This window comes from Nakamurella lactea DSM 19367, from assembly GCF_000426645.1.
In the GTDB taxonomy this organism is placed as follows: domain Bacteria; phylum Actinomycetota; class Actinomycetes; order Mycobacteriales; family Nakamurellaceae; genus Nakamurella; species Nakamurella lactea.
The window spans coordinates 165,124-184,955 of record NZ_AUFT01000017.1 but is presented as its reverse complement, the minus strand read 5'-3'; the positions used below and the strand labels follow the sequence as shown (position 1 = coordinate 184,955).

Below are 19,832 nucleotides of genomic sequence, written 5' to 3'. Positions count from 1 at the left end.
GTGCGTGGTCCACTCCGACCGCGGATCGCAGTTCCGATCCAAGAAATACGTCCGGACCCTGGCCAACAACGGCCTGCTCGGCTCGATGGGCAGGGTGGGGGCATGTGCCGACAACTCGGCCATGGAGAGCTTCTTCGCGCTACTGCAGCGCAACGTCCTGGACCGCCAGCGGTGGCGCACCCGCCAGGAGCTGCGCCTGGCGATCGTGACCTGGATCGAGCGGACCTACCACCGCAAACGCCGGCAACGCCGCCTCGGGAAGCTGACCCCGATCGAGTTTGAGACAATCAACAGAGCCGCACCCGCGGCCTGACGAACCGGTCAACCAGACCCTGGGCAAACCCGCGAGTTGCTTTAGGTGGTCATCAGTCCAAGTAGATATCGCCGTCCCCTTGAATCGGACGTCACCGATATTGCAGATGCCATAAGGGGTGAGGTGACCCGATCGACAGTTATATCTGCCGACCGTAGGGCTAGGAAGTGTATCGTCGATGAACAGGCGAACAGTGTAATTGGAACCTGTGGAGTCCAACGACACGTTGAGGTCGGTGGTGTGTTGTAACTCTGCGTGCGTGTAGCCTCGGCCGCCGCTCGCATTCTCGGACCTAGCGTGTATGACAACCGCACGTTTGCTGTGGGTACGTAACATGGCTGCGAGAGCGTTGTGCAGCCGCCAAAGTTGTTCGCCATGGCTGGTAGCGGACGCATCACCGGTGTGACTACGACTGCGAGCACTGCGACGAGCACACGAGCACTGCGACGAGCACACTCGCCCAACATCGCTTTTCCTGCAGGGCTGGACGTAAGCGCGGATGCTTGACCATCGCTGCACATTGCACCAGCCTGGCAATAGTGCATGTACCAATCGGCGGATCGTTACCCAATCGGTACCCGACACCTATTCCTCTGGTCCGGCGACGGCTACAGGCTGGGACTCCCGGGTCCGCCGGGAGGCCTGCCACCGTCAGCAACTACGCAACGCCCGACAGCGGTGTCGTCAACCCAGGCATGACCGTCCTTGTGTCGATCGCATCCGGATGTCTTGGAAAGGCTCCGGCCTCGCAGGTCCGGGTCTCCCAGCGACGGGCGGCACGCGATCGCTAACCGGTCCGACGTCGGATCTTGGACCCGAGCCAGACCAGCGGGTCGTACTTGCGGTCGACGACGCGTTCCTTCATCGGGATGATCGCGTTGTCGGTGATCTTGATGTGCTCGGGGCAGACCTCTGTGCAGCACTTGGTGATGTTGCACATCCCGATGCCCTGGTCGTCGCGGGCGAAGTTGGCCCGGTCGGTACGGGTGTCCAGCGGATGCATGTCGAGCTCGGCCGCCCGGATGAAGAACCGCGGCCCGGCGAAGGACTCCTTGTTGTCCTCGTGATCGCGCACCACGTGGCAGGTGTCCTGACAGAGGAAGCATTCGATGCACTTGCGGAACTCCTGCGAGCGCTCGACGTCGACCTGCTGCATCCGGTACTCGCCGGGTGCCAGGTCCGGCGGGGCGAAGGCCGGGATCTGTCGGGCCTTCGCGTAGTTGAAGGACACGTCGGTGACCAGGTCCTTGATCACCGGGAACGCCCGCATCGGGGTGACGGTGACCGTCTCGTCCTCGGTGAAGGTCGACATCCGGGTCATGCACAAGAGTTTGGGCATCCCGTTGATCTCGGCGCTACAGGAGCCGCACTTGCCGGCCTTGCAGTTCCAGCGGACGGCCAGGTCGCCGCTCTGGGTGGCCTGCAGCCGGTGGATGATGTCGAGCACGACCTCACCGTCGTTGACCTCGACGGTGTAGTCGACGAGTTCGCCGCCTTCGGCGTCACCCCGCCACACCCGGAAGTGCGCGTCGTAACTCATGACTCACCCGCAAGCTTGCTCATGATTCGCTCCGTTCCGGCAGCTGCGCCAGCTCGTCGTCGGTCAGGTACTTCTTCAGCTCGTCGCGCTTGAACAGGGCGAGCAGGTCCTCGCGCATCGGGACCATCGGCTGCTCGACGACCTTGACGTGCGCCGAAGGTCCGCTGCCTTCCAGCGAACAGACCAGGTTCTTGCGCCGCCAGTTCGGATCCATCTCGGGGTAGTCGTCACGGGTGTGGCCGCCGCGGCTCTCCTGGCGCAGCAACGCAGCCCTGGCAACGCACTCGCTGACCGCCAGCATGTTGCGCAGGTCGAGCGCCAGGTGCCAGCCGGGGTTGAACTGGCGATGACCCTCGATCGTCAGATGCACCGCCCTGGCCTTGAGCTCCTCGAGCTTGACCAGCGCCTGCTCGATCTCCTCGGCCTTGCGGATGATGCCGACCAGGTCGTTCATCGTCTGCTGCATCTCCTGGTGCAGCGTGTACGGGTTCTCACCGCCCTCCTCCTCGAATGGAGCCAGCGCGACGGCCGCGGCGGCATCGATCACCGAGGAGTCGACCGTCGGCCGTTCGTCACCGAGGCCCTTGACGTACTCGGCCGCGCCGATCCCGGCCCTGGCGCCGAACACCAGTAGGTCCGACAGCGAGTTCCCGCCGAGCCGGTTGGAGCCGTGCATCCCGCCGGAGACCTCACCGGCCGCGAACAGTCCCGGCACCCCGGTGGCCGCAGCGGTGTCCGGGTCGACCTCGACGCCGCCCATGACGTAGTGGCAGGTCGGGCCGACCTCCATCGGCTCGGCCGTGATGTCGACGTCGGCGAGCTCCTTGAACTGGTGGTGCATCGACGGCAGCCGCTTCATGATCTCGGCAGCGGAGCGACGGGAGGCGATGTCCAGGAAGACTCCGCCGTGCGGCGATCCCCGACCAGCCTTGACCTCGGAGTTGATCGCCCTGGCCACCTCGTCACGGGGCAGCAGTTCCGGCGGACGCTTGTTGTTGTCCGGGTCGGTGTACCAGCGGTCGCCCTCCTCCTCGGTCTCGGCGTACTGGCCACGGAAGACGTCCGGCACGTAGTCGAACATGAACCGCTTGCCCTCGGCGTTCTTCAGCACCCCGCCGTCGCCGCGAACCGACTCCGTCACCAGGATGCCCTTGACCGACGGCGGCCAGACCATTCCGGTCGGGTGGAACTGGACGAACTCCATGTTGATCAGCGTCGAGCCGGCGCGCAGCGCCAGGGCGTGCCCGTCACCGGTGTATTCCCACGAGTTCGAGGTGACCTTGAACGACTTGCCGATGCCACCGGTGGCCAGCACGATCGCCGGCGCGTTGAAGCGGATGAAGCGGCCGGTCTCGCGCCAGTAGCCGAAGGCCCCGGCGATCGCGCCGCCCTCGGCGGTCAGCAGCTCGGTGATGGTGCATTCGGCGAACACCTTCAGCCTGGCCTCGGGGTCGCCCGACTCCTTCTCGTCGTCCTGTTGCAGCGAGACGATCTTCTGCTGCATCGTCCGGATCAGCTCGAGACCGGTGCGGTCGCCGACGTGAGCAAGCCGGGGGTACTCGTGACCACCGAAGTTGCGCTGGCTGATCTTGCCTTCCGGGGTGCGGTCGAACAACGCGCCGTAGGTCTCCAGCTCCCAGACCCGGTCGGGCGCCTCCTTGGCATGCAGCTCGGCCATCCGCCAGGAGTTCAGGAACTTCCCGCCCCGCATGGTGTCGCCGAAGTGCACCTGCCAGTTGTCGTGGCTGTTGACATTGCCCATGCTGGCCGCGATTCCACCCTCGGCCATCACTGTGTGCGCCTTGCCGAACAAGGATTTGCAGATGATCGCGGTACGCAGGCCCGATTCGCGGGCGGCGATCGCCGCACGCAGACCGGCGCCGCCCGCCCCGATGATCACCACGTCGTAGTCGAAGTGCTCCACCTCGGCAGCCATCAGTTGATCAGCCTCCAGTCACTCAGGGCCCCGGACGCGACCAGCGCGATGTAGGCGTCGGTCAGCATCAGCGTGCCCAGCGTCGTCCAGGCCAGCTGCATGTGTTTGGTGTTCAGTTTCGAAATGAAGGTCCAGGCGCGGTAGCGCACCGGATGGGCCGAGAAGTGCTTGAGCCGGCCGCCCATCAGGTGCCGGCACGAGTGGCACGACGCTGTATAGGTCCACAGCAGCACCACGTTGACCAGCATGATGATCGTGCCGAGGCCGATCCCGAATCCGCCGTCCGCGCCGCGGAAAGCCCTGATCACGTCATAGGTATTGATCAGCGACACGATCACCGCGGCGTAGAAGAAGTACCGGTGGATGTTCTGCATGATCAGCGGGAAGCGGGTCTCCCCGGAGTACTTGCTGTGCGGTTCGGCGACGGCGCAGGCCGGCGGCGACAGCCAGAACGACCGGTAGTACGCCTTGCGGTAGTAGTAACAGGTCAGCCGGAAGCCCAGCAGGAACGGCAGCACGAGCAGTCCGAACGGCACGAACGGCGGGAAGTCGCCGAACCAGGTACCGAAGTCCCGGGCGGCGGGCGCGCACGAACTCGTCAGACAGGGCGAGGAGAACGGCGAGAGGTAGTGGTACTGCTCGACGAAGTAGGCGCGCTGGGAAACCGTCCTGACCAGCGCGTACAACAGCCAGATGACCAGCAGGGTGAAGGTGAGGGCCGGTTGGACCCACCATCGGTCGGTCCGCAGGGTCCGATCCGCGATCCGCGCCCGGGCGGGCGACCCGACTCCCCCTGGCACCGATCCGGTTGAAGCCTGCTCGAGGCCACTGCGGCTCATCCTCGACTCCTCACCTGCGGTTGTCCCGACCATCGTTGGCCTGACAACGGGGTCACTGTAGCGCGCGTCACTCGACTCGACCGGAGTGACTCCTGTCACTGCGGTCACTCGGCCGACGGTCGCGCCCATCCCCGCAGATGTGCGGTTTTGATCGGAATGGTTGACATTTGCGCGAAGCTCCGGTTCAGTTCCGGGCGAGGGGCCGCATTGCGGCTACAGGTCCGACGGCGTACTTCCCAACTGGAGCTCACCCATGCCTTCTGTTCGGTTCACTCCCGCCCGCAGCAACCCCCACCCGGACGCCCGCCGACGGTTCGGCAGGCGCCGCTGGTCGGTCGGTACCGCGATGGCCGGCGCCGCCCTGATCGGCGCGGCGCTGGTCACCCCCGCGCAGGCCGCACCGGCGGCCCAGCCGGTCTCCGCCGTCGCCCCGGCCGCTGTGGTCGCCGCCCCGGCCGGCGGGCTTGCCCCGAATTCGACCAGCCGCACCCACACGGTCACCTTCGACAAGTACTCGTTGCAGCTGGACGGCAAGCCCACCTACATCTGGTCCGGTGAGTTCCACTACTTCCGGTTGCCCAGCCCGGATCTGTGGCGTGACGTCCTGCAGAAGATGAAGGCCGAGGGCTACAACGCGGTGTCGCTCTACTTCGACTGGGCCTACCACTCGCCCAAGCCCGGGGTCTACGACTTCTCCGGCGTCCGCGACATCGACCGGCTGCTCGACATCGCCGAGGAGACCGGGCTTTACGTGATCGCCCGGCCCGGCCCGTACATCAATGCCGAAGTCAGCGGCGGCGGCTTTCCGGGATGGCTGTCGACGGTGGACGGCAAGGGCCGCAGCAATGATGCGAGCTATGTCGCCGCCGCGGACCAGTGGCTGACGGCGGTCGACCGGATCATCGCCCGGCATCAGTACACCAAGGGCCAAGGGTCGGTGATCCTGTACCAGATCGAGAACGAACTCGCCGCCACCGGCAGCTCGCAGCGCGACTACATGCAGCACCTGTACGACAAGGTCCGCAGCGACGACATCACGGTGCCGATCTTCCACAACGACAAGGGCCGCAACGGGATCTGGGTGCCGACGGGGTCCGACGTACCCGGCACGGTCGAGGGCCCGACCGACCTCTACGCCTTCGACGGCTACCCAGGCGGCGCCTGCCGCACCGACGGCACCACCGGTAGCCCGGCGACCGCGCCGGACTGGGGCATCTGGGGCAGCGGGGGTGCCAACGGCGGGTCGACCGCCTCGCCGGACACCCCCGGGTTCGCCGCCGAATTCGGCGGCGGCTGGTTCGACTACTGGGGCAGCAACGGCACCTACCAGTGCACGGCAGAGCGCGAGGGCCCCGGATACGAGCGGGTCTTCTACGGCACCAACATCGCCAACCGGATCAGTATCCAGAACATCTACATGGGCTTCGGCGGCACCTCGTGGGGTTGGCAGCCGGCACCTGTCGTCTTCAGTTCCTACGACTACGGCGCCGGTATCGACGAGGCCCGTCAGCTGCGTCCGAAGGTCACGACGATGAAGCAGCTCGGGCTGTTCGTCCAGTCGGTCAATCCGATCACTAAGATCGACAAGGCGGCGATGGTCACCCCGAGCAGCCCGGCGATCAAGGTGTACGACGACGTGAATCCCGACACCGGCACCCACTTCTACATCGCCATGCACAACCCGTCGAGCGCCACCACCGACGAAAGCTTCACGTTCCCGATCGCCACCGCTGACGGGACATACACCGTGCCGCAGCAGGGTTCGCTGCGGATCGACGGCCAGACCTCGAAGATTCTGGTCGCCGACTACGACCTCGACGGCGCGAGCGGACCGCACCTGGTCTACTCCACCTCGCAGATCATGACCCACCTGCGCCAGGGCGCCTCCCAGCTCGCGCTGCTCTACGCGCCGCCCGGCGATGACGGCGAGACTGTCCTGCGTTACTCGCAGGAACCGAACGTCCAGGTGCTCTCCGGCACGGTTGCCAGCAGTTACGACGCGGCGACCGGCGACCTGCGGTTGAACTACGTACACGACAGCCTGGCGCAGGTGCGGATCACCGGCGGCGGTCGGACTCCGCTCACCCTGTTGCTGGCCGACGAACATACCGCCGGCACCTTCTGGCAACAGACCACCCCGGCCGGCACCGTGCTGGAGCGTGGACCGGAACTGGTTCGTTCCGCGACGATCGCACGCCAGACGCTCGCGCTGACCGGAGACACCTCGACCGCCGCGGAGCTGCAGGTGTGGGCTCCGCCTGGCGTCGACCGCGTCACCTGGAACGGCACCAGGGTCGCTGTTCACCGAGCAGCGGACGGGAGCCTGGTCGCCGACCAGCTGCTACCCGGGGCCGCACCGATCGCGCTGCCGGACCTGACCGCTGCCACCTGGCGCTCCGCACCCGGATCGCCCGAATCCGCACCGGGATTCGACGATTCGCAGTGGCAGCCGGCCGACCGGACCACCACTGCAAGCACCACCAAACCGGCTGCGGGCCAACCGGTGTTGACCGCCGACGACTACGGCTTCCACAGCGGTGATGTGTGGTACCGCGGTCGCTACACGGCGACAGCTGCGGCCACCTCCATCACGCTGCGGTATGGCGGCGGCGGCGCTGGGATGCTGCAGGCCTGGCTGGACGGCGTCTACCTGGGGCAAGACGTTCTGGGTACCGGGGTTTCGTCACCGCCGACCAGCGGCACCGTCACCTTCGCGGTGCCGAACGGACTGCGTACCGACGGGCAGCACCAGCTGTCGGTGATGGTCCGCAACGACGGTCACAACGAGGACGGCGGGGTGAACGACGCCTACAAGGAGGGCCGCGGGCTGATCTCGATGACCATGGCCGACGCGACCGGAGCGATCGTGCAGCCCACCGCGAGCTGGCGTATCCAGGGCAACCGTGGCGGCCAGGATCTCGCCGATCCGGTCCGCGGCGCCATGAACGCCAGCGGCAGCTACGGCGATCGGGCGGGCTGGTTCCTGCCGGGCTATCCGGACGGATCCTGGGCCGAGGCTGACCTACCCGCTGCGGCCGCGACGCCGGGAACTACGTGGTACCGCACCAGTTTCCAGCTGCACACGCCCGCAGTCGATGACGCGTCGCTCGGCATCACGATCGGTGATCCGACGACGCCGCGGTCGACCGGCGACTATCGAGCATTGATCTACGTCAACGGCTGGAACATCGGCCAGTACATCGCGAATGTCGGGCCGCAGCACACGTTCGTCGTGCCGAACGGCATCCTGGACCCCAACGGGCGCAACACGTTGGCCATCGAGGTGACCAGCGCCGGCGGCGTCGGCAACGGACTGGAATCGGTCGCCCTGGTCGATCTGGGCACGGTACGCGGCGGTGTCGACGTCCGGCAGAACCGGGCGCCGAGTTGGAATGCGCACACCTGGGGTGTCCCGGCGAGGGTGTCGAATGTCGCGGTCGACCCGGTGCGCCTCGAGCAGGACGGGACGGTGGCCGGCGGCGACACCGTCACCGTCGACAGTGCGATCCGCAATCAGTCACCGCGTCCGGTGTCCGCCGTCAACGCCTCGGTCGACCTGCCGGACGGTTGGACAGCCACACCGGTGAGCAGCGCACCGGCCACCCTGGCACCGGGCGCTTCCGCCGCGGTCAGCTGGACCGTGACGGTGCCGGAGGACATTGCTGCCGGCAAGTTCCCGATCACCGTACTGGCCGGGTACCGGCTGGATGGCCACAGTTCGACGACCGGCGCCTCCACCACGGTCAGCGTCCGGCCGTTCGGTGAGCTGTTCGTCAGCGACCTCGAATGGAGCGGCTCGACCAATGGTTACGGACCGGTGGAACGGGACCAGAACGTCGGCGGTACCGGCGAAGGTGACGGCCAGCCGCTGTCGATCAACGGAGTCGGCTACAGCAAGGGCCTGGGGACGAACGCCGTCAGCACCGTCACCCTGGATCTGGCCGGGAAGTGCACGTCGTTCGCCGGCGACGTCGGCCTGGATGATTCGGCCGGCTCCAAGGGCTCGGTGACCTTTGCCGTCGTCGGCGACGGAACCACGCTGGCGTCGACTCCGGTGATGCGGGGTGGACAACCGGCACAGCAGCTGACCGCTGATCTGACCGGCCTGCAGACGCTCGTGCTGCAGGTCGGGGACGCCGGCGACGGCGTCGGCCACGACAACGCCGACTGGGGCGATGCCAGGATCGTCTGCACCAGGTAGCCGGTCGAGCCACCCCGGAATCGTCAGCGGACCGCGGACCGCACGACGTCGGCGATCTGCTCGGCCTCGATCAGGAAGCCGTCGTGCCCGTGCGCCGAGTGCAGGGTGCGCAACGGCCGGGCCGTCGGCGCGGTCGCGATCAGCGCACCCTGGGCCGGCGGGAAGAGCCGGTCGGAGTCGACGACGGCCACCGTCAGCTCGGCGCGGATCGACGCCAGCGCGGCATCCACTCCGCCGCGGCCCCGGCCGATGTCGTGCAGGTTCATCGACTCGGTCAGCACCAGGTACGAGTTGGGGTCGAACCGGGCGGCCAGCTTGTCGCCGTGATGGTCGAGGTAGGACTGCACCGCGAACCGGCCGCCGGACGCGACGGCCTCGCCGGCCTGTTCGTCGCGGCCGAACCGCTCGTCCAGTTCCGCCGCGGACCGGTAGGTGATGTGGGCGATCTGCCGGGCGACGGCCATCCCGGCCAGTGGTGGTCCGTCACCCCCGGCTTCGACGTAGTAGTCGCCGCCGCGATACCGCGGATCGCTCCGGATCGCCGTCAGTTGCGGTGCGCTCCAGGCGATCTGATCACCGGAGTAGGCGGCGCAGGTGGCGATCGCCACCACGTTGCGGACCCGGTCGGGCTGCATGACGCCCCACTCAAGAGCGCGCATCCCGCCCATCGACCCGCCGATCACCGCGACGAACGAGCGGATGTCCAATCGGTCGGCCAGGGCGACCTCGGCGGCCACCTGGTCGCGGGGCGTCAGCCGGGGGAAGCGGGAGCCGTAGGGCAGCCCGTCGGGTGCCGTCGACGACGGCCCGGTGCTGCCCTGGCAGCCGCCGAGCACGTTCGCGGCGATCACGAAATGCCGGTCGGGATCCAACGGCGCACCGTTGCCGATCAGCCCGTCCCACCATCCGGGGGTGGACTGGCCGGGTCCGGCCGGCCCGACAACGTGGGCGTCGCCGGTCAGCGCGTGCAGGACCAGGACGGCGTTGTCCCGCCGCGCATTCAGCGTTCCCCAGGTCTCGTACGCCAGGGTGACATTCGGGATCACGACGCCCGCGTCCGTGCGCAGGTCACCGACGTCGGCGTACTGCCGGCCGCCTCGGGTGGCCGGCACCTTCGGGCGCGCGGCCGCCGTGGGACCGGCTGATCCGGTCCCACGGCGGTGCGGCGCGAGAGTCAAGCCGATGCACCCGTCGCGGTGTCGGACGCGGCGGCATCGGCCTTGGCGGCGGTGAAGCCGGCTTCCAGGTCGGCCAGGATGTCGTCGATGTGCTCGATGCCGACGGACAGCCGGACCAGGCCGGGGGTCACGCCGGTGGCGGCCTGTTCCTCCGGGGTCAGCTGGGAGTGCGTGGTGGATGCCGGGTGGATCACCAGCGAGCGGACGTCACCGATGTTGGCCACGTGCGAATGCAGGTCCAGCGAGTCGACGAACTTCTTACCGGCCTCCAGGCCGCCGTCGATCTCGAAGGCGAGCACCGCGCCGGCACCGGCCGGTGCGTACTTCTGGGCCAGCGCGTGCCACGGGCTGGACTCGAGCCCGGCGTAGGCAACGCTGAGTACCTCGGGCCGCTCGGACAGCCACTGCGCCACCGCCTTTGCGTTCTGCACGTGCCGCTCGACCCGCAGCGACAGGGTCTCAAGACCCTGCGAGATGAGGAAGGCGTTGAACGGCGAGATGGCCGATCCGAGGTCGCGCAGCAGCTGCACCCTGGCCTTGAGGATGAACGCCAGGTTCGCCCCGAGCGGCGAGCCGACGCCGAGGTCGCGGGCGTAGACCAGGCCGTGATAGCTGGGATCCGGCGTGTTGTAGTTCGGAAACTTCTCCGGGTCGGCCGCGAAGTCGAAGTTACCGCTGTCGACGATCACCCCGCCGATCGCGGTGCCGTGCCCGCCCAGGTACTTGGTCGCCGAGTGGACGACGATGTCGGCGCCGTGCTTGATCGGCTGGATCAGGTACGGGGTGGCGATGGTGTTGTCCACCACCAGCGGAACTCCGAGCGAATGCGCAACGGCGGCAACGGCTTCGATGTCGAGCACGTCCTGCTTCGGGTTGGAGATGGTCTCGCCGAAGAACGCCTTGGTGTTCGGCTTGGCCGCCGCCCGCCACGACTCCGGGTCGTCCGGGTCCTCCACGAAGTCGACGGTGATGCCGAGCTTCGGGAACGTGTAGTGCAGCAGGTTGTAGGTGCCGCCGTACAGGCTCGGCGAGCTGACGATGTGGTCGCCGGCCTCGGCCAGGTTCAGTAGCGCGATCGTCTCGGCGGACTGACCCGAGCTCACCAGCAGGGCGCCGACACCGCCTTCCAGGTCGGCGATCCGGTTCTCCACCACTTCGGTCGTCGGGTTGTTCAGCCGGGTGTAGATCGGGCCGAACTCGGCCAGGCCGAACCGAGCGGCTGCCTGATCGGAGTTCTCGAAGACGAACGAGGTGGTCTGGTAGATCGGCAGCGCGCGGGCGCCGGTCTGACTGTCCGGGCTCTGCCCGGCGTGGATCTGGCGGGTCTCGAAGGACCAGGTCATGGATGACTCCTTGGGTACGCGGACGGTGTCCGCGGTGGCGGGGACGGTTCGGGTACCGACCGGCTCACGGCCGGTGGGTGGTCAGGACGGTCGGTATCGGCTGGGTGCGTCAGTTCGTGACTGACCAACGGGGATGACGATTCAGCTGCGACAGCAACACATTCGGCGGCTCATTGAGCGCTCCTCCTTGGGGCGTTCTTCCGGGCCACACTGTCATTCCGGGTTGCCGAACCCGCGCCGGGTTCGGCGGGATCGTCATGACGGGCCCGCGCTTGCCGATCGCCGGTTGACGATCAGCCTGGTCTTCACCCGGAGCACCCCACCGCGAGTGGAGGGTTGCCGCCCAGCAAGCCGGGGCTCGATGCTGGAACTCATGACCTGGTGCTGAGTGTAGCGGGCAGTCCGTCGGCACGCCACGATCGGCCTAACTATCTCATGATTTGGAATGATTGACCGGCATTCGGGATCGGGTCAGGCGCCAGGGGCCAGGTCGGCGAGCAGGGTCCGGAGCCGCTGCTCGGCCTGCTCCGGGTCACCCTTGGTGAGCGCCGATCCCAGGCCGACGGCGACCGCGCCGGCATCCAGCCACTCGCGGGCGTTCTCCGGGGTCACCCCGCCGGTGGGCACGATCGGCAGCTGCGGCAGCGCCGCCCGCACATCGCTGATCCAACGCGGGGTGTAGTTGGACGCCGGGAACAGTTTCACCGCGGCGGCGCCGGCCTCCAGCGCGGTCAGCATCTCGGTCGGGGTCGCGGTGCCGACCACCGTCGGCACGCCGTACCTGGCCGCCGCCCTGATCGTCTCGACGGACAGCGTCGGCGAGACCAGGAACCGCGCACCGGCCCGCACCGCTGCCACCGCTGACGGGCCGTCCAGCACGCTGCCGGCGCCGATCAACGCATCCGGGTGCGCGCCGCGCAGGTTTGCGATCGCCTCCAGTGCCGCGGGATTCGTCAGCGTCACCTCGACCGACTCCAGGCCGGCGCGGAGCAAGGTCTCGGTGGCCGCGACCGCCGATGCCGCGTCGGCGGTCCGCACGATGCCGATCACCCGCTGTCGGGTCGCCTGCTCCATGATGTGCCACCCGAACACGCTGATTCCCTTCGCCGGCGGACGAGTTCGGTCCCGAGAACCTTCCCAGAACCCTTTGCCAAGACTAGGCGGCGCCTCACCCGCACCCCGGCGGCGGGCCGGTGGGAGCGAGGGTCCCCAGGCGATCGAACTTCGGGCAACCGTCAGCGCAACACCTGCTCGACGCCGCCGTCCAGCGATGCCAGGAAGCCGGCCAGCTCGGCCGGCGTCGGGTAGTCCTCGGTGTCCGACCAGCCGCCGACCGCGAACGCGGCCACTGCGGCTCCCTGCCGCAGGCACTCGGCCGGCCCGTCCCCGGCGAGGAAGCCGGTCAGGTACCCGGCCACCAGCCCATCCCCGGCACCGACCGGGTCGACCACCCGGCGGGCCAGCGGCGGCTGGGTCAGTACACCGTCTGCCGTCACCACCGTGCAGGTGTGGTCGGAGTTCTTCAGTACCACCGCCTTTGCCCGCCGCTCGCACAGGCCACGGGCCACCGCGAGCGGCTCACCCTGCTCCACAAGCGCCAGCTCCGCCTCCCCGGCGAACACCAGGTCGGCGCGCCCGGCGAGCTCCGGGATCACCGTCCGCCAGGCATCCAGCGGGGCCAGCCGGGTGCGCAGGTTCACGTCGAAGCTCACCGGCACCCCGGCATCGTCGGCCAAGGTCATCAGCTCCCGGACCGCATCCAGCGAGCTGCCCGACAGCAGCCCGGTGATTCCACTGACGTGTGCCGCCCGCGGTACCCCCTGTGCCCAGGCGCGCCGGACCAGGTCGGCATCCAGCCGTGACCCGGCGGATCCCGCCCGGTGGTAGCTCACCGAGATTGCCCCGTCGGCGGAGGAGTTGCGGATGAGCATCCCGGTGAAACCGTCCACCACCCCGACCCCGTCGACGTCCACCCCCTCGGCGCGTAGCCGCCGCAGCACATAACTGCCGGCGTCGTCGGTGCCGACGTTGCCCACCCACGAGGCGCGCAATCCGAGTCGGGCCACCGCGATCGCCACGTTGCCCTCGGCACCGCCGATGGACGAACGGAACCGTTCGGCCCTGGCGACCGCGTCGCCGGGCTCGGCGACGAATACCCGCATCACCTCGCCGAGGGTCAGTAGATCCGGCCCGGCGGGCGTAGCGCCCTCGGCAGCGGCGGGCAGGTCAGGCACAGTCGTCACCTTGGCTCCTGAACTGGTCGGGGGGTCGAGCCTAGCGATTGTCGCTACCCGCGGTGCGGCCGGCACCCGGGCCCGGATAGCCTGTCCCGCGGCGCGACGCCGGATCAACCTGGAAGGACGCTTCGTGGCACTGGACTTCCGGTCGGTCAGATACGGCGGCGACTACAACCCCGAACACTGGCCGGTCGAGAAGCTCGACGAAGACGTCGAGCTGATGCGACAGGCCGGGGTCAACCTGGTGTCGGTGGGCATCTTCGGCTGGGCCACCGCCGAACCCACGCCCGGCGCGTTCGACTTCTCCTTCTATCGCACCGTGCTGGATCGCCTGCACGCCGGCGGGATCGGCGTCTGCCTGGCCACCATGACGGCATCGCCGCCGCCCTGGCTGAGCCACCGCCATCCGGAGATGCTGCCGCAGCGGATCGACGGGGTCACCCTGTCACCGGGAGCGCGGCAGCAATACTGCCCGTCCTGCCCGGTGTTCCGCGATGCCGTCGGCTCGCTGGTCGAAGCACTGGCCGCCGAGTTGGGCGATCACCCCGCCGTGCAGCTCTGGCACCTGCACAACGAGTACGGCTGCCACCTCAAGGGTTGCTGGTGCGACGTGTCGGCGGCCGCGTTCCGGACCTGGCTGCAGCGCCGGTACGGCAGCATCCAGGAGCTGAACCGGGCCTGGACCACCACGTTCTGGTCGCAGGGCTACTCCGACTTCGCCGAGATCCTGCCGCCCCGGGTCGCACCGACCTTCCCGAACAACGCGCAGCAACTGGACTTCGCCAGATTCTCCAGCGACGAACTGCAGGACCTGATGCGGGTGGAGGTCGACATCCTGCGACGAGTCACGCCGAACGTCCCGCTCACCACCAACTTCGCCGCAGTGACGCCTTCGCTGGATCTGTGGAAGTGGGCGCCGGACCTGGACGTGGTCTCGTTCGACAACTATCCGGATCCGGCCGACCCGAGCTCGTTCCGGATCGCCGCGATGGACTACGACATCGTCCGCAGCCTGCGTCCGGACCGGCCGTGGCTGCTGATGGAGCAGGCGCCCAGCGCGGTCAACTGGCGGACGCGGAATGCGCCGAAGCCGGCCGGAAAGATGCGGACGAGCAGCTGGCAGGCGGTGGCACACGGCTCGGATTCGGTGATGTTCTTCCAATGGCGCGCCTCCCCCGGCGGCGCCGAGAAGTTCCACTCCGCGATGGTCGGGCACACCGGCCCGGACAGCCGGGTGTTCCGCGAGATCACCGCCCTGGGAAGCGAGTTGGCCGCACATCAAGAGCCCACCGGTTTGCGAACCCGGTGTGACACAGCACTTCTGTTGGACTGGGACAGCTGGTGGGCCGGCGAACTGGACTCGCACCCGACCGGCGACCTGAAGCTGCGGGACCAGATGCTGGACTGGCACACGGCTCTCGGCGCCAGTGCGGTGCCGACCGATGCCGTGCACCCCGGCGGCGACCTGTCGCGGTTCCGGCTACTCATCGCGCCCAGCCTGTATCTGATCACCCAGCGGTCCGCGGACAACCTGGCGGACTGGGTCGCCGCCGGCGGAACCCTGGTGCTCAGTTACTTCTCCGGGGTGGCCGACGAGCGGGACCGGATCCACCCCGGCGGCGCCCCTGGCCCGCTCCGGGACCTGGTCGGTGCGACGGTACAGGAATGGTGGCCGCTGCAGCCCGGCGAGCAGGTACGGGTCAGCCTGGACGGTTTGCCAGACAACAACAACGGCGCTGACGGCGCCCGGACCAGCACTGCCGCGGACCCCGCCGCGGCCGCCGGCGGGTACGCCGCGGAGGTGTTCAGCGAGGACCTGGTGCTCCGCGGTGCCGAGGTGATCGGCCGCTACGTCGACGGTGGCCTGGCCGGCGGCCCCGCAGTGCTGCGCAACAGGGTCGGCAACGGCACCGTCTATTACCTGTCGTGCCGACTGGACCCGGCGGGCACCCGAGCCGTGCTGGACGCCGCACGCACCGACGCCGGGGTGCGGCCGCTGCTGTCCTGGCTCCCCGACGGCGTCGAGGCGGTCCGCCGCGGGGACGGCGCCGACGCGTTGTTATTCGTCATCAACCACACCTCGGAGCCGGTCGCCGTGGCGCTGCCGGAGCCGATGTCGGATCTGCTCACCGACGCCTCCGGCCCGACGGACACGGTGCGGCTCAACGGATACGGCGTGGCGATGCTGCCCATGCCCAACTGACCAACCTGGACACTTCCGCGCGATCAGGTCAGTGCGGCCAGCTCCAGCCGGAGATCGCGGGATCGTCCTCGCCGTGTGCCCTGGTGAATGCCCTGGCGGCCAGCCGGGCATCGACCATCTGCTGGCGCAGCGTCGCCGCCCGTTGCCCGAGTTGTGGCACCCGGTCGATCACGTCCATCACCAGATGGAAACGGTCGAGGTCGTTGAGCATCACCATGTCGAACGGCGTGGTGGTGGTGCCCTCCTCCCGGTACCCGCGGACGTGGAAGTTCGCATGCCCGGTGCGCCGGTAGGTCAGCCGGTGAATCAGCGTCGGGTAACCGTGATAGGCGAAGATCACTGGCCTGTCGGTGGTGAACAGTGCATCGAACTCCCTGTCCGGCATGCCATGTGGATGTTCGGTGTCCGGCTGCAGGCGCATCAGGTCGACCACATTGATCACCCGCACCCGCAGTTCCGGCAGGTGTTGGCGCAGCAGGTCGACGGCGGCCAGCGTCTCCAGCGTCGGGATGTCGCCGGCGCAGGCCAGCACCACGTCCGGGTCGCCATCGCCGTCGTTGCTCGCCCAGTCCCAGATGCCCAGACCGCGGGTGCAGTGGGCGATCGCCGAGTCCATGTCCAGGTAGGTCAGCGCCGGCTGCTTGCCGGCCACGATCACGTTGATGTAGTTGCGGCTGCGCAGGCAGTGATCGGCCACCGAGAGCAGCGTGTTGGCGTCCGGCGGCAGATACACCCGCACCACCTCCGCCTTCTTGTTCACCACATGATCGATGAAACCCGGGTCCTGGTGCGAGAAACCGTTGTGGTCCTGCCGCCAGACGTGCGAGGTGAGCAGGTAGTTCAGTGAGGCGATCGGCCGCCGCCACGGGATGCTCCTGGTGGTCTTGAGCCACTTGGCATGCTGGTTCACCATCGAGTCGATGATGTGGATGAAGGCCTCGTAACAGGTGAACAGACCGTGCCGACCGGTCAGCAGATAACCCTCGAGCCAGCCCTGGCACAGGTGCTCGGACAGCACCTCCATCACCCGGCCGGTGGAGGCCAGATGGTCGTCACCGTCGACGATCTCGCCCTCCCACACCCGGTCCGTCACCTCGAAGACGGCGCCGAGCCGGTTCGAGTTCACCTCGTCCGGGCCGAACAACCGGAAGTTCTCCGGGTTGGCCGCAATCACGTCCCGCAGCCACACCCCCAACTGTCGGGTCGCCTCCGCCGTGGTGGTGCCGGGAGTCGGGACGTCCACCGCGTAGTCGGCGAAGTCCGGCAGCTCCAGCGGCCGCAGCAGCAGCCCCCCGTTTGCCCGCGGCGTCGCGCTCATCCGGAAGTCACCCGCCGGCGGCAGCTCGGCCAGCTCCCGACGCAGTCGACCGTCGGCCTCGAACAGATCCTCCGGGTCGTAGCTGCGCATCCAGGCCTCGAGCTGCGCCCGGTGTTCGGCGTTCGTGCGCACCTCGCTCAACGGCACCTGGTGAGCCCGGAACGTGCCCTCCACCGGCAGCCCGTCCACCACCTTCGGGCCGGTCCAGCCCTTCGGCGACTCCATGATGATCATCGGCCAGCGGGGCCGCTCGGTGTCGGTCCCGGCCCTTGCCCGCTGCTGGATCCCGGCAATATCGGCCAGTGCGTCGTCCAGTGCCGCCGCCATCTGGCGGTGCATCAGAGTCGGATCCGACCCGGCGACCAGGATCGGCCGGTAGCCCAGCCCGCGGAACATCGCCAGCTGTTCGTCCCGCGATATCCGGGCCAGCACCGTGGGATTGGCGATCTTGTAGCCGTTCAGATGCAGGATCGGCAGCACCGCGCCGTCGGTCACCGGGTCGAGGAACTTGTTCGACTGCCAGCCGGCCGCCAGCGGGCCGGTCTCGGCCTCACCATCGCCGACGACGCAGGCCACGATCAGCTGCGGGTCGTCGAAAGCCGCGCCGAAGGCGTGCACCAACGAGTAGCCGAGCTCACCGCCCTCGTGGATCGACCCCGGTGTCTCCGGGGCAACATGGCTGGGGATCCCGCCGGGGAAGGAGAACTGCCGGAACAACAGCCGAAGTCCCTCCAGGTCATGGCCGATGTGCGGGTACACCTCGGAGTAGGTGCCCTCCAGGTAAGCGTTGGCCACCGCGGCGGGGCCACCGTGACCGGGCCCGGCCATGAAGATCATGCTCAGCTCGCGGCGCCGGATCTGCCGGTTGAGGTGGGCGTAGACGAAGTTCAGTCCGGGGGTGGTCCCCCAGTGCCCCAGCAGCCGCGGCTTGAGCTGGTCGGGGGTCAGCGGGTCTCGCAGCAACGGGTTGTCCATCAGGTAGATCTGCCCGACCGACAGGTAGTTGGCGGCACGCCAGTACCTGTCGATAAGGGTGAGTTCCTCATTGTCGAGATGTGCGGTCGAATGGGCCGTCGCCTCGGTGATGTCGGACACTACGGGCTCCCTGAATGTCGGCGGAATTGTCTCAACCATCACCGCACTGATCCGACAGCGCAACCAGGGCCGATGGGATTCTGTCCGTGGGACTTCGGTCCCAACATCGGCGGAGTCGGTCGGTGGAGCCCGATCACGGCGATGGCGGAGAGCACGGCGGCGGCCGCGGCACTCCGGCTCCGACCTACAGCCGGGGCGCCGCGACCGGCGTCATTCTCGATACCGTCATTCTCGATACGTCGCGGGCAGCTCGTCAGAGCAGGAACTTGTGGTCGGCGACAACCTTCCGCTGGGACCACCAGTGGCCAAGGCCCCAGGTGGATGCGATGCCGAAGACGGCCACCGCGATCATCCCGAGCGCGTAGATCAGGTGGTAGTCGATGAACGGGTTGGTCGAACCGGACGGATCGCCGGCCGAGGTGAACCGTGCCAGTGGCCATTCGGCCGCCCACATCAGCACCATCAGGATGGAGCCGACGACGGCGGTGAGCCGTAACACGACACCGGTCAACAACGCGACGCCGACACCGAGTAGCGCCAGCATGAACAGCCAATCGACCAGGCCGTTGCCCGCCATCGAGCGGAACATCGACTGGGTCGGCCCGACCTCGACGTGGCCGAGGAAGCCGTTGGTCGGCGATCCACCGTTGAGCCAGGACCGCGCTCCCGCGGTCGAGTAGCCCAGTCCGAACAGTTTGTCCACGAAGGCCCACAGGAACACCAATCCGAGCGCGATCCGCAGGACGTCGATGATGCGATGACCCGGCACGGCTGCCGCAGCCGAGGCCTCGGTCGTCGCCGGAACCCGATCCGGCCGCGGCGAGACGACGTCGGCGGGCACGACTTCGCGGGCCCTCGGTGTGCTGGTGGTCATGGCTGTTCACTCCTTCCGATCGGGAGGCTCCCGGGCGCTTGTCGCCCGACGTTCTGCTCCCTCACCGCTGAGTCTGGGCGCGTACGCCGGGTCGTCACCAGGGCCATTGGTCGCCGCAAGACAGCCGACGGATGCACGAAACGCTGTCGACACCGGGACTTTCGGCCCTGTTGAGGGGCCGCTCCCCGCTCCTACAGTCAAAGTCTGGAACGCATCCGGTCGCCCCGGCCGATCGCGGACCTCCCGGAAAGGAAACGACCATGACGGACAAGCCCGCCCGCACCATTGTGATCGGAGTGGACGGATCGAATGCCAGTGTCGGAGCTCTGCGGTGGGCAATGCTCAAGGGCCAGGAACTCGACGCCACCGTGCAGGTCGTGCACTGCTGGTACCCGCATTCGTTGCCGGAACTGCTGTTGGGTTCGGTTCACGAGATGCGCACCGGGTCGGAGTGCATGCTGGCCAACGAGGTCACCGCGGCCCGGGCCGACACCGGCGTCTCCACCCAGGTGATCACCTCGAGCGTTCAGGGCCGGCCGGCGCCGGTGCTGTTGGCACACGCCGAATCTGCGTTGATGTTGGTACTGGGCACGCACGGCAAGTTCGGCCTCAGAGAGCTCGTTCTCGGGCAGACCGCGGCGCAGTGCCGGCGAAAGGCCAACTGCCCGGTGGTGATCGTCGACGCCGATGGCCGGCGGGTGCTGGACGAAGCTTTAACCGATCGCTGATCGACCGCCGGCCTCCTACAGTAGGTC

General features: G+C 68.1%; 13 protein-coding genes and 1 riboswitch. Of the genes, 4 read left to right on the top strand and 9 right to left on the bottom strand.

All coding sequences use genetic code 11. The annotated features are described in order from the left end of the window. On the top strand, positions 1 to 313 hold a 313-nt coding region (locus tag K340_RS0116845; RefSeq protein WP_037365281.1), incomplete at its 5' end, for an IS3 family transposase. 787 nt (positions 314 to 1,100) lie between these two features. On the opposite strand, the gene K340_RS0116840 is transcribed toward K340_RS0116845, so the two are convergent. The 3 genes from K340_RS0116840 to K340_RS0116830 are packed head-to-tail and all read right to left on the bottom strand — an operon-like array spanning position 1,101 to position 4,628. After that, complete coding sequence (locus K340_RS0116840; protein WP_029137569.1) at positions 1,101 to 1,853, bottom strand: succinate dehydrogenase/fumarate reductase iron-sulfur subunit; 753 nt, start codon at positions 1,851 to 1,853, stop codon at positions 1,101 to 1,103. A 19-nt stretch (positions 1,854 to 1,872) separates the two neighbouring features. Continuing rightward, entirely contained in the window at positions 1,873 to 3,789 is a 1,917-nt protein-coding gene (locus K340_RS0116835) for a fumarate reductase/succinate dehydrogenase flavoprotein subunit (RefSeq protein WP_037365203.1), read from the bottom strand. Beyond that, entirely contained in the window at positions 3,789 to 4,628 is an 840-nt protein-coding gene (locus K340_RS0116830) for a hypothetical protein (protein WP_051266625.1), read from the bottom strand. Before K340_RS0116830 ends, K340_RS0116835 begins: the two co-directional genes overlap by 1 nt. Before the next feature lie 253 nt (positions 4,629 to 4,881). Here K340_RS0116830 and K340_RS30890 point away from each other — a divergent pair, with 253 nt between their 5' ends. After that, positions 4,882 to 8,829: a beta-galactosidase gene (locus tag K340_RS30890; RefSeq protein WP_154674315.1), complete on the top strand. Its 3,948-nt coding sequence runs from the start codon at positions 4,882 to 4,884 to the stop codon at positions 8,827 to 8,829. A gap of 23 nt (positions 8,830 to 8,852) precedes the next feature. On the opposite strand, the gene metX is transcribed toward K340_RS30890, so the two are convergent. From metX to K340_RS0116805, 4 genes are all read right to left on the bottom strand, one after another. Then, a complete protein-coding gene (metX, locus tag K340_RS0116820; protein ID WP_037365201.1) occupies positions 8,853 to 9,941 on the bottom strand; it encodes a homoserine O-acetyltransferase MetX in 1,089 nt (362 codons plus the stop codon). Between the two features lie 62 nt (positions 9,942 to 10,003). Beyond that, positions 10,004 to 11,350, bottom strand: a complete 1,347-nt coding sequence (locus tag K340_RS30885; RefSeq protein ID WP_037365199.1) for a bifunctional o-acetylhomoserine/o-acetylserine sulfhydrylase — start codon at positions 11,348 to 11,350, stop codon at positions 10,004 to 10,006. A gap of 263 nt (positions 11,351 to 11,613) precedes the next feature. Further along, a riboswitch (SAM riboswitch) is annotated at positions 11,614 to 11,729 on the bottom strand. A 92-nt stretch (positions 11,730 to 11,821) separates the two neighbouring features. Then, a complete protein-coding gene (locus tag K340_RS0116810) occupies positions 11,822 to 12,442 on the bottom strand; it encodes a bifunctional 4-hydroxy-2-oxoglutarate aldolase/2-dehydro-3-deoxy-phosphogluconate aldolase (RefSeq protein WP_029137565.1) in 621 nt (206 codons plus the stop codon). 143 nt (positions 12,443 to 12,585) lie between these two features. Next, the gene (locus K340_RS0116805; protein WP_051266623.1) at positions 12,586 to 13,593 is read right to left on the bottom strand and encodes a sugar kinase; all 1,008 of its coding nucleotides are present in this window, start codon (positions 13,591 to 13,593) and stop codon (positions 12,586 to 12,588) included. A 124-nt stretch (positions 13,594 to 13,717) separates the two neighbouring features. Here K340_RS0116805 and K340_RS0116800 point away from each other — a divergent pair, with 124 nt between their 5' ends. Beyond that, on the top strand, positions 13,718 to 15,790 hold the full coding sequence (locus K340_RS0116800) for a beta-galactosidase (RefSeq protein WP_029137563.1): 2,073 nt from the start codon (positions 13,718 to 13,720) through the stop codon (positions 15,788 to 15,790). A gap of 28 nt (positions 15,791 to 15,818) precedes the next feature. Here K340_RS0116800 and K340_RS0116795 read toward each other — a convergent pair whose 3' ends face one another. Both K340_RS0116795 and K340_RS0116790 read right to left on the bottom strand, forming a co-directional pair. Then, complete coding sequence (locus tag K340_RS0116795) at positions 15,819 to 18,203, bottom strand: phosphoketolase family protein (protein WP_037365197.1); 2,385 nt, start codon at positions 18,201 to 18,203, stop codon at positions 15,819 to 15,821. Between the two features lie 253 nt (positions 18,204 to 18,456). Beyond that, the gene (locus tag K340_RS0116790; RefSeq protein ID WP_084614565.1) at positions 18,457 to 19,077 is read right to left on the bottom strand and encodes a DoxX family membrane protein; all 621 of its coding nucleotides are present in this window, start codon (positions 19,075 to 19,077) and stop codon (positions 18,457 to 18,459) included. 260 nt (positions 19,078 to 19,337) lie between these two features. Between K340_RS0116790 and K340_RS0116785 the strand changes: the two genes are divergently transcribed. Next, the gene (locus K340_RS0116785; RefSeq protein ID WP_029137560.1) at positions 19,338 to 19,805 is read left to right on the top strand and encodes a universal stress protein; all 468 of its coding nucleotides are present in this window, start codon (positions 19,338 to 19,340) and stop codon (positions 19,803 to 19,805) included. Positions 19,806 to 19,832 lie beyond the last annotated feature (27 nt).

Excerpts from the sequence above, each read along its gene's own strand:
- K340_RS30885 (WP_037365199.1), bottom strand. The coding sequence starts at position 11,350 with ATGACCTGGTCCTTCGAGACCCGCCAGATCCACGCCGGGCAGAGCCCG.
- K340_RS0116785 (WP_029137560.1), top strand. The coding sequence starts at position 19,338 with ATGACGGACAAGCCCGCCCGCACCATTGTGATCGGAGTGGACGGATCG.
- K340_RS0116840 (WP_029137569.1), bottom strand. The coding sequence starts at position 1,853 with ATGAGTTACGACGCGCACTTCCGGGTGTGGCGGGGTGACGCCGAAGGC.
- K340_RS0116835 (WP_037365203.1), bottom strand. The coding sequence starts at position 3,789 with ATGGCTGCCGAGGTGGAGCACTTCGACTACGACGTGGTGATCATCGGG.
- K340_RS30890 (WP_154674315.1), top strand. The coding sequence starts at position 4,882 with ATGCCTTCTGTTCGGTTCACTCCCGCCCGCAGCAACCCCCACCCGGAC.
- K340_RS0116830 (WP_051266625.1), bottom strand. The coding sequence starts at position 4,628 with ATGAGCCGCAGTGGCCTCGAGCAGGCTTCAACCGGATCGGTGCCAGGG.
- K340_RS0116790 (WP_084614565.1), bottom strand. The coding sequence starts at position 19,077 with ATGACCACCAGCACACCGAGGGCCCGCGAAGTCGTGCCCGCCGACGTC.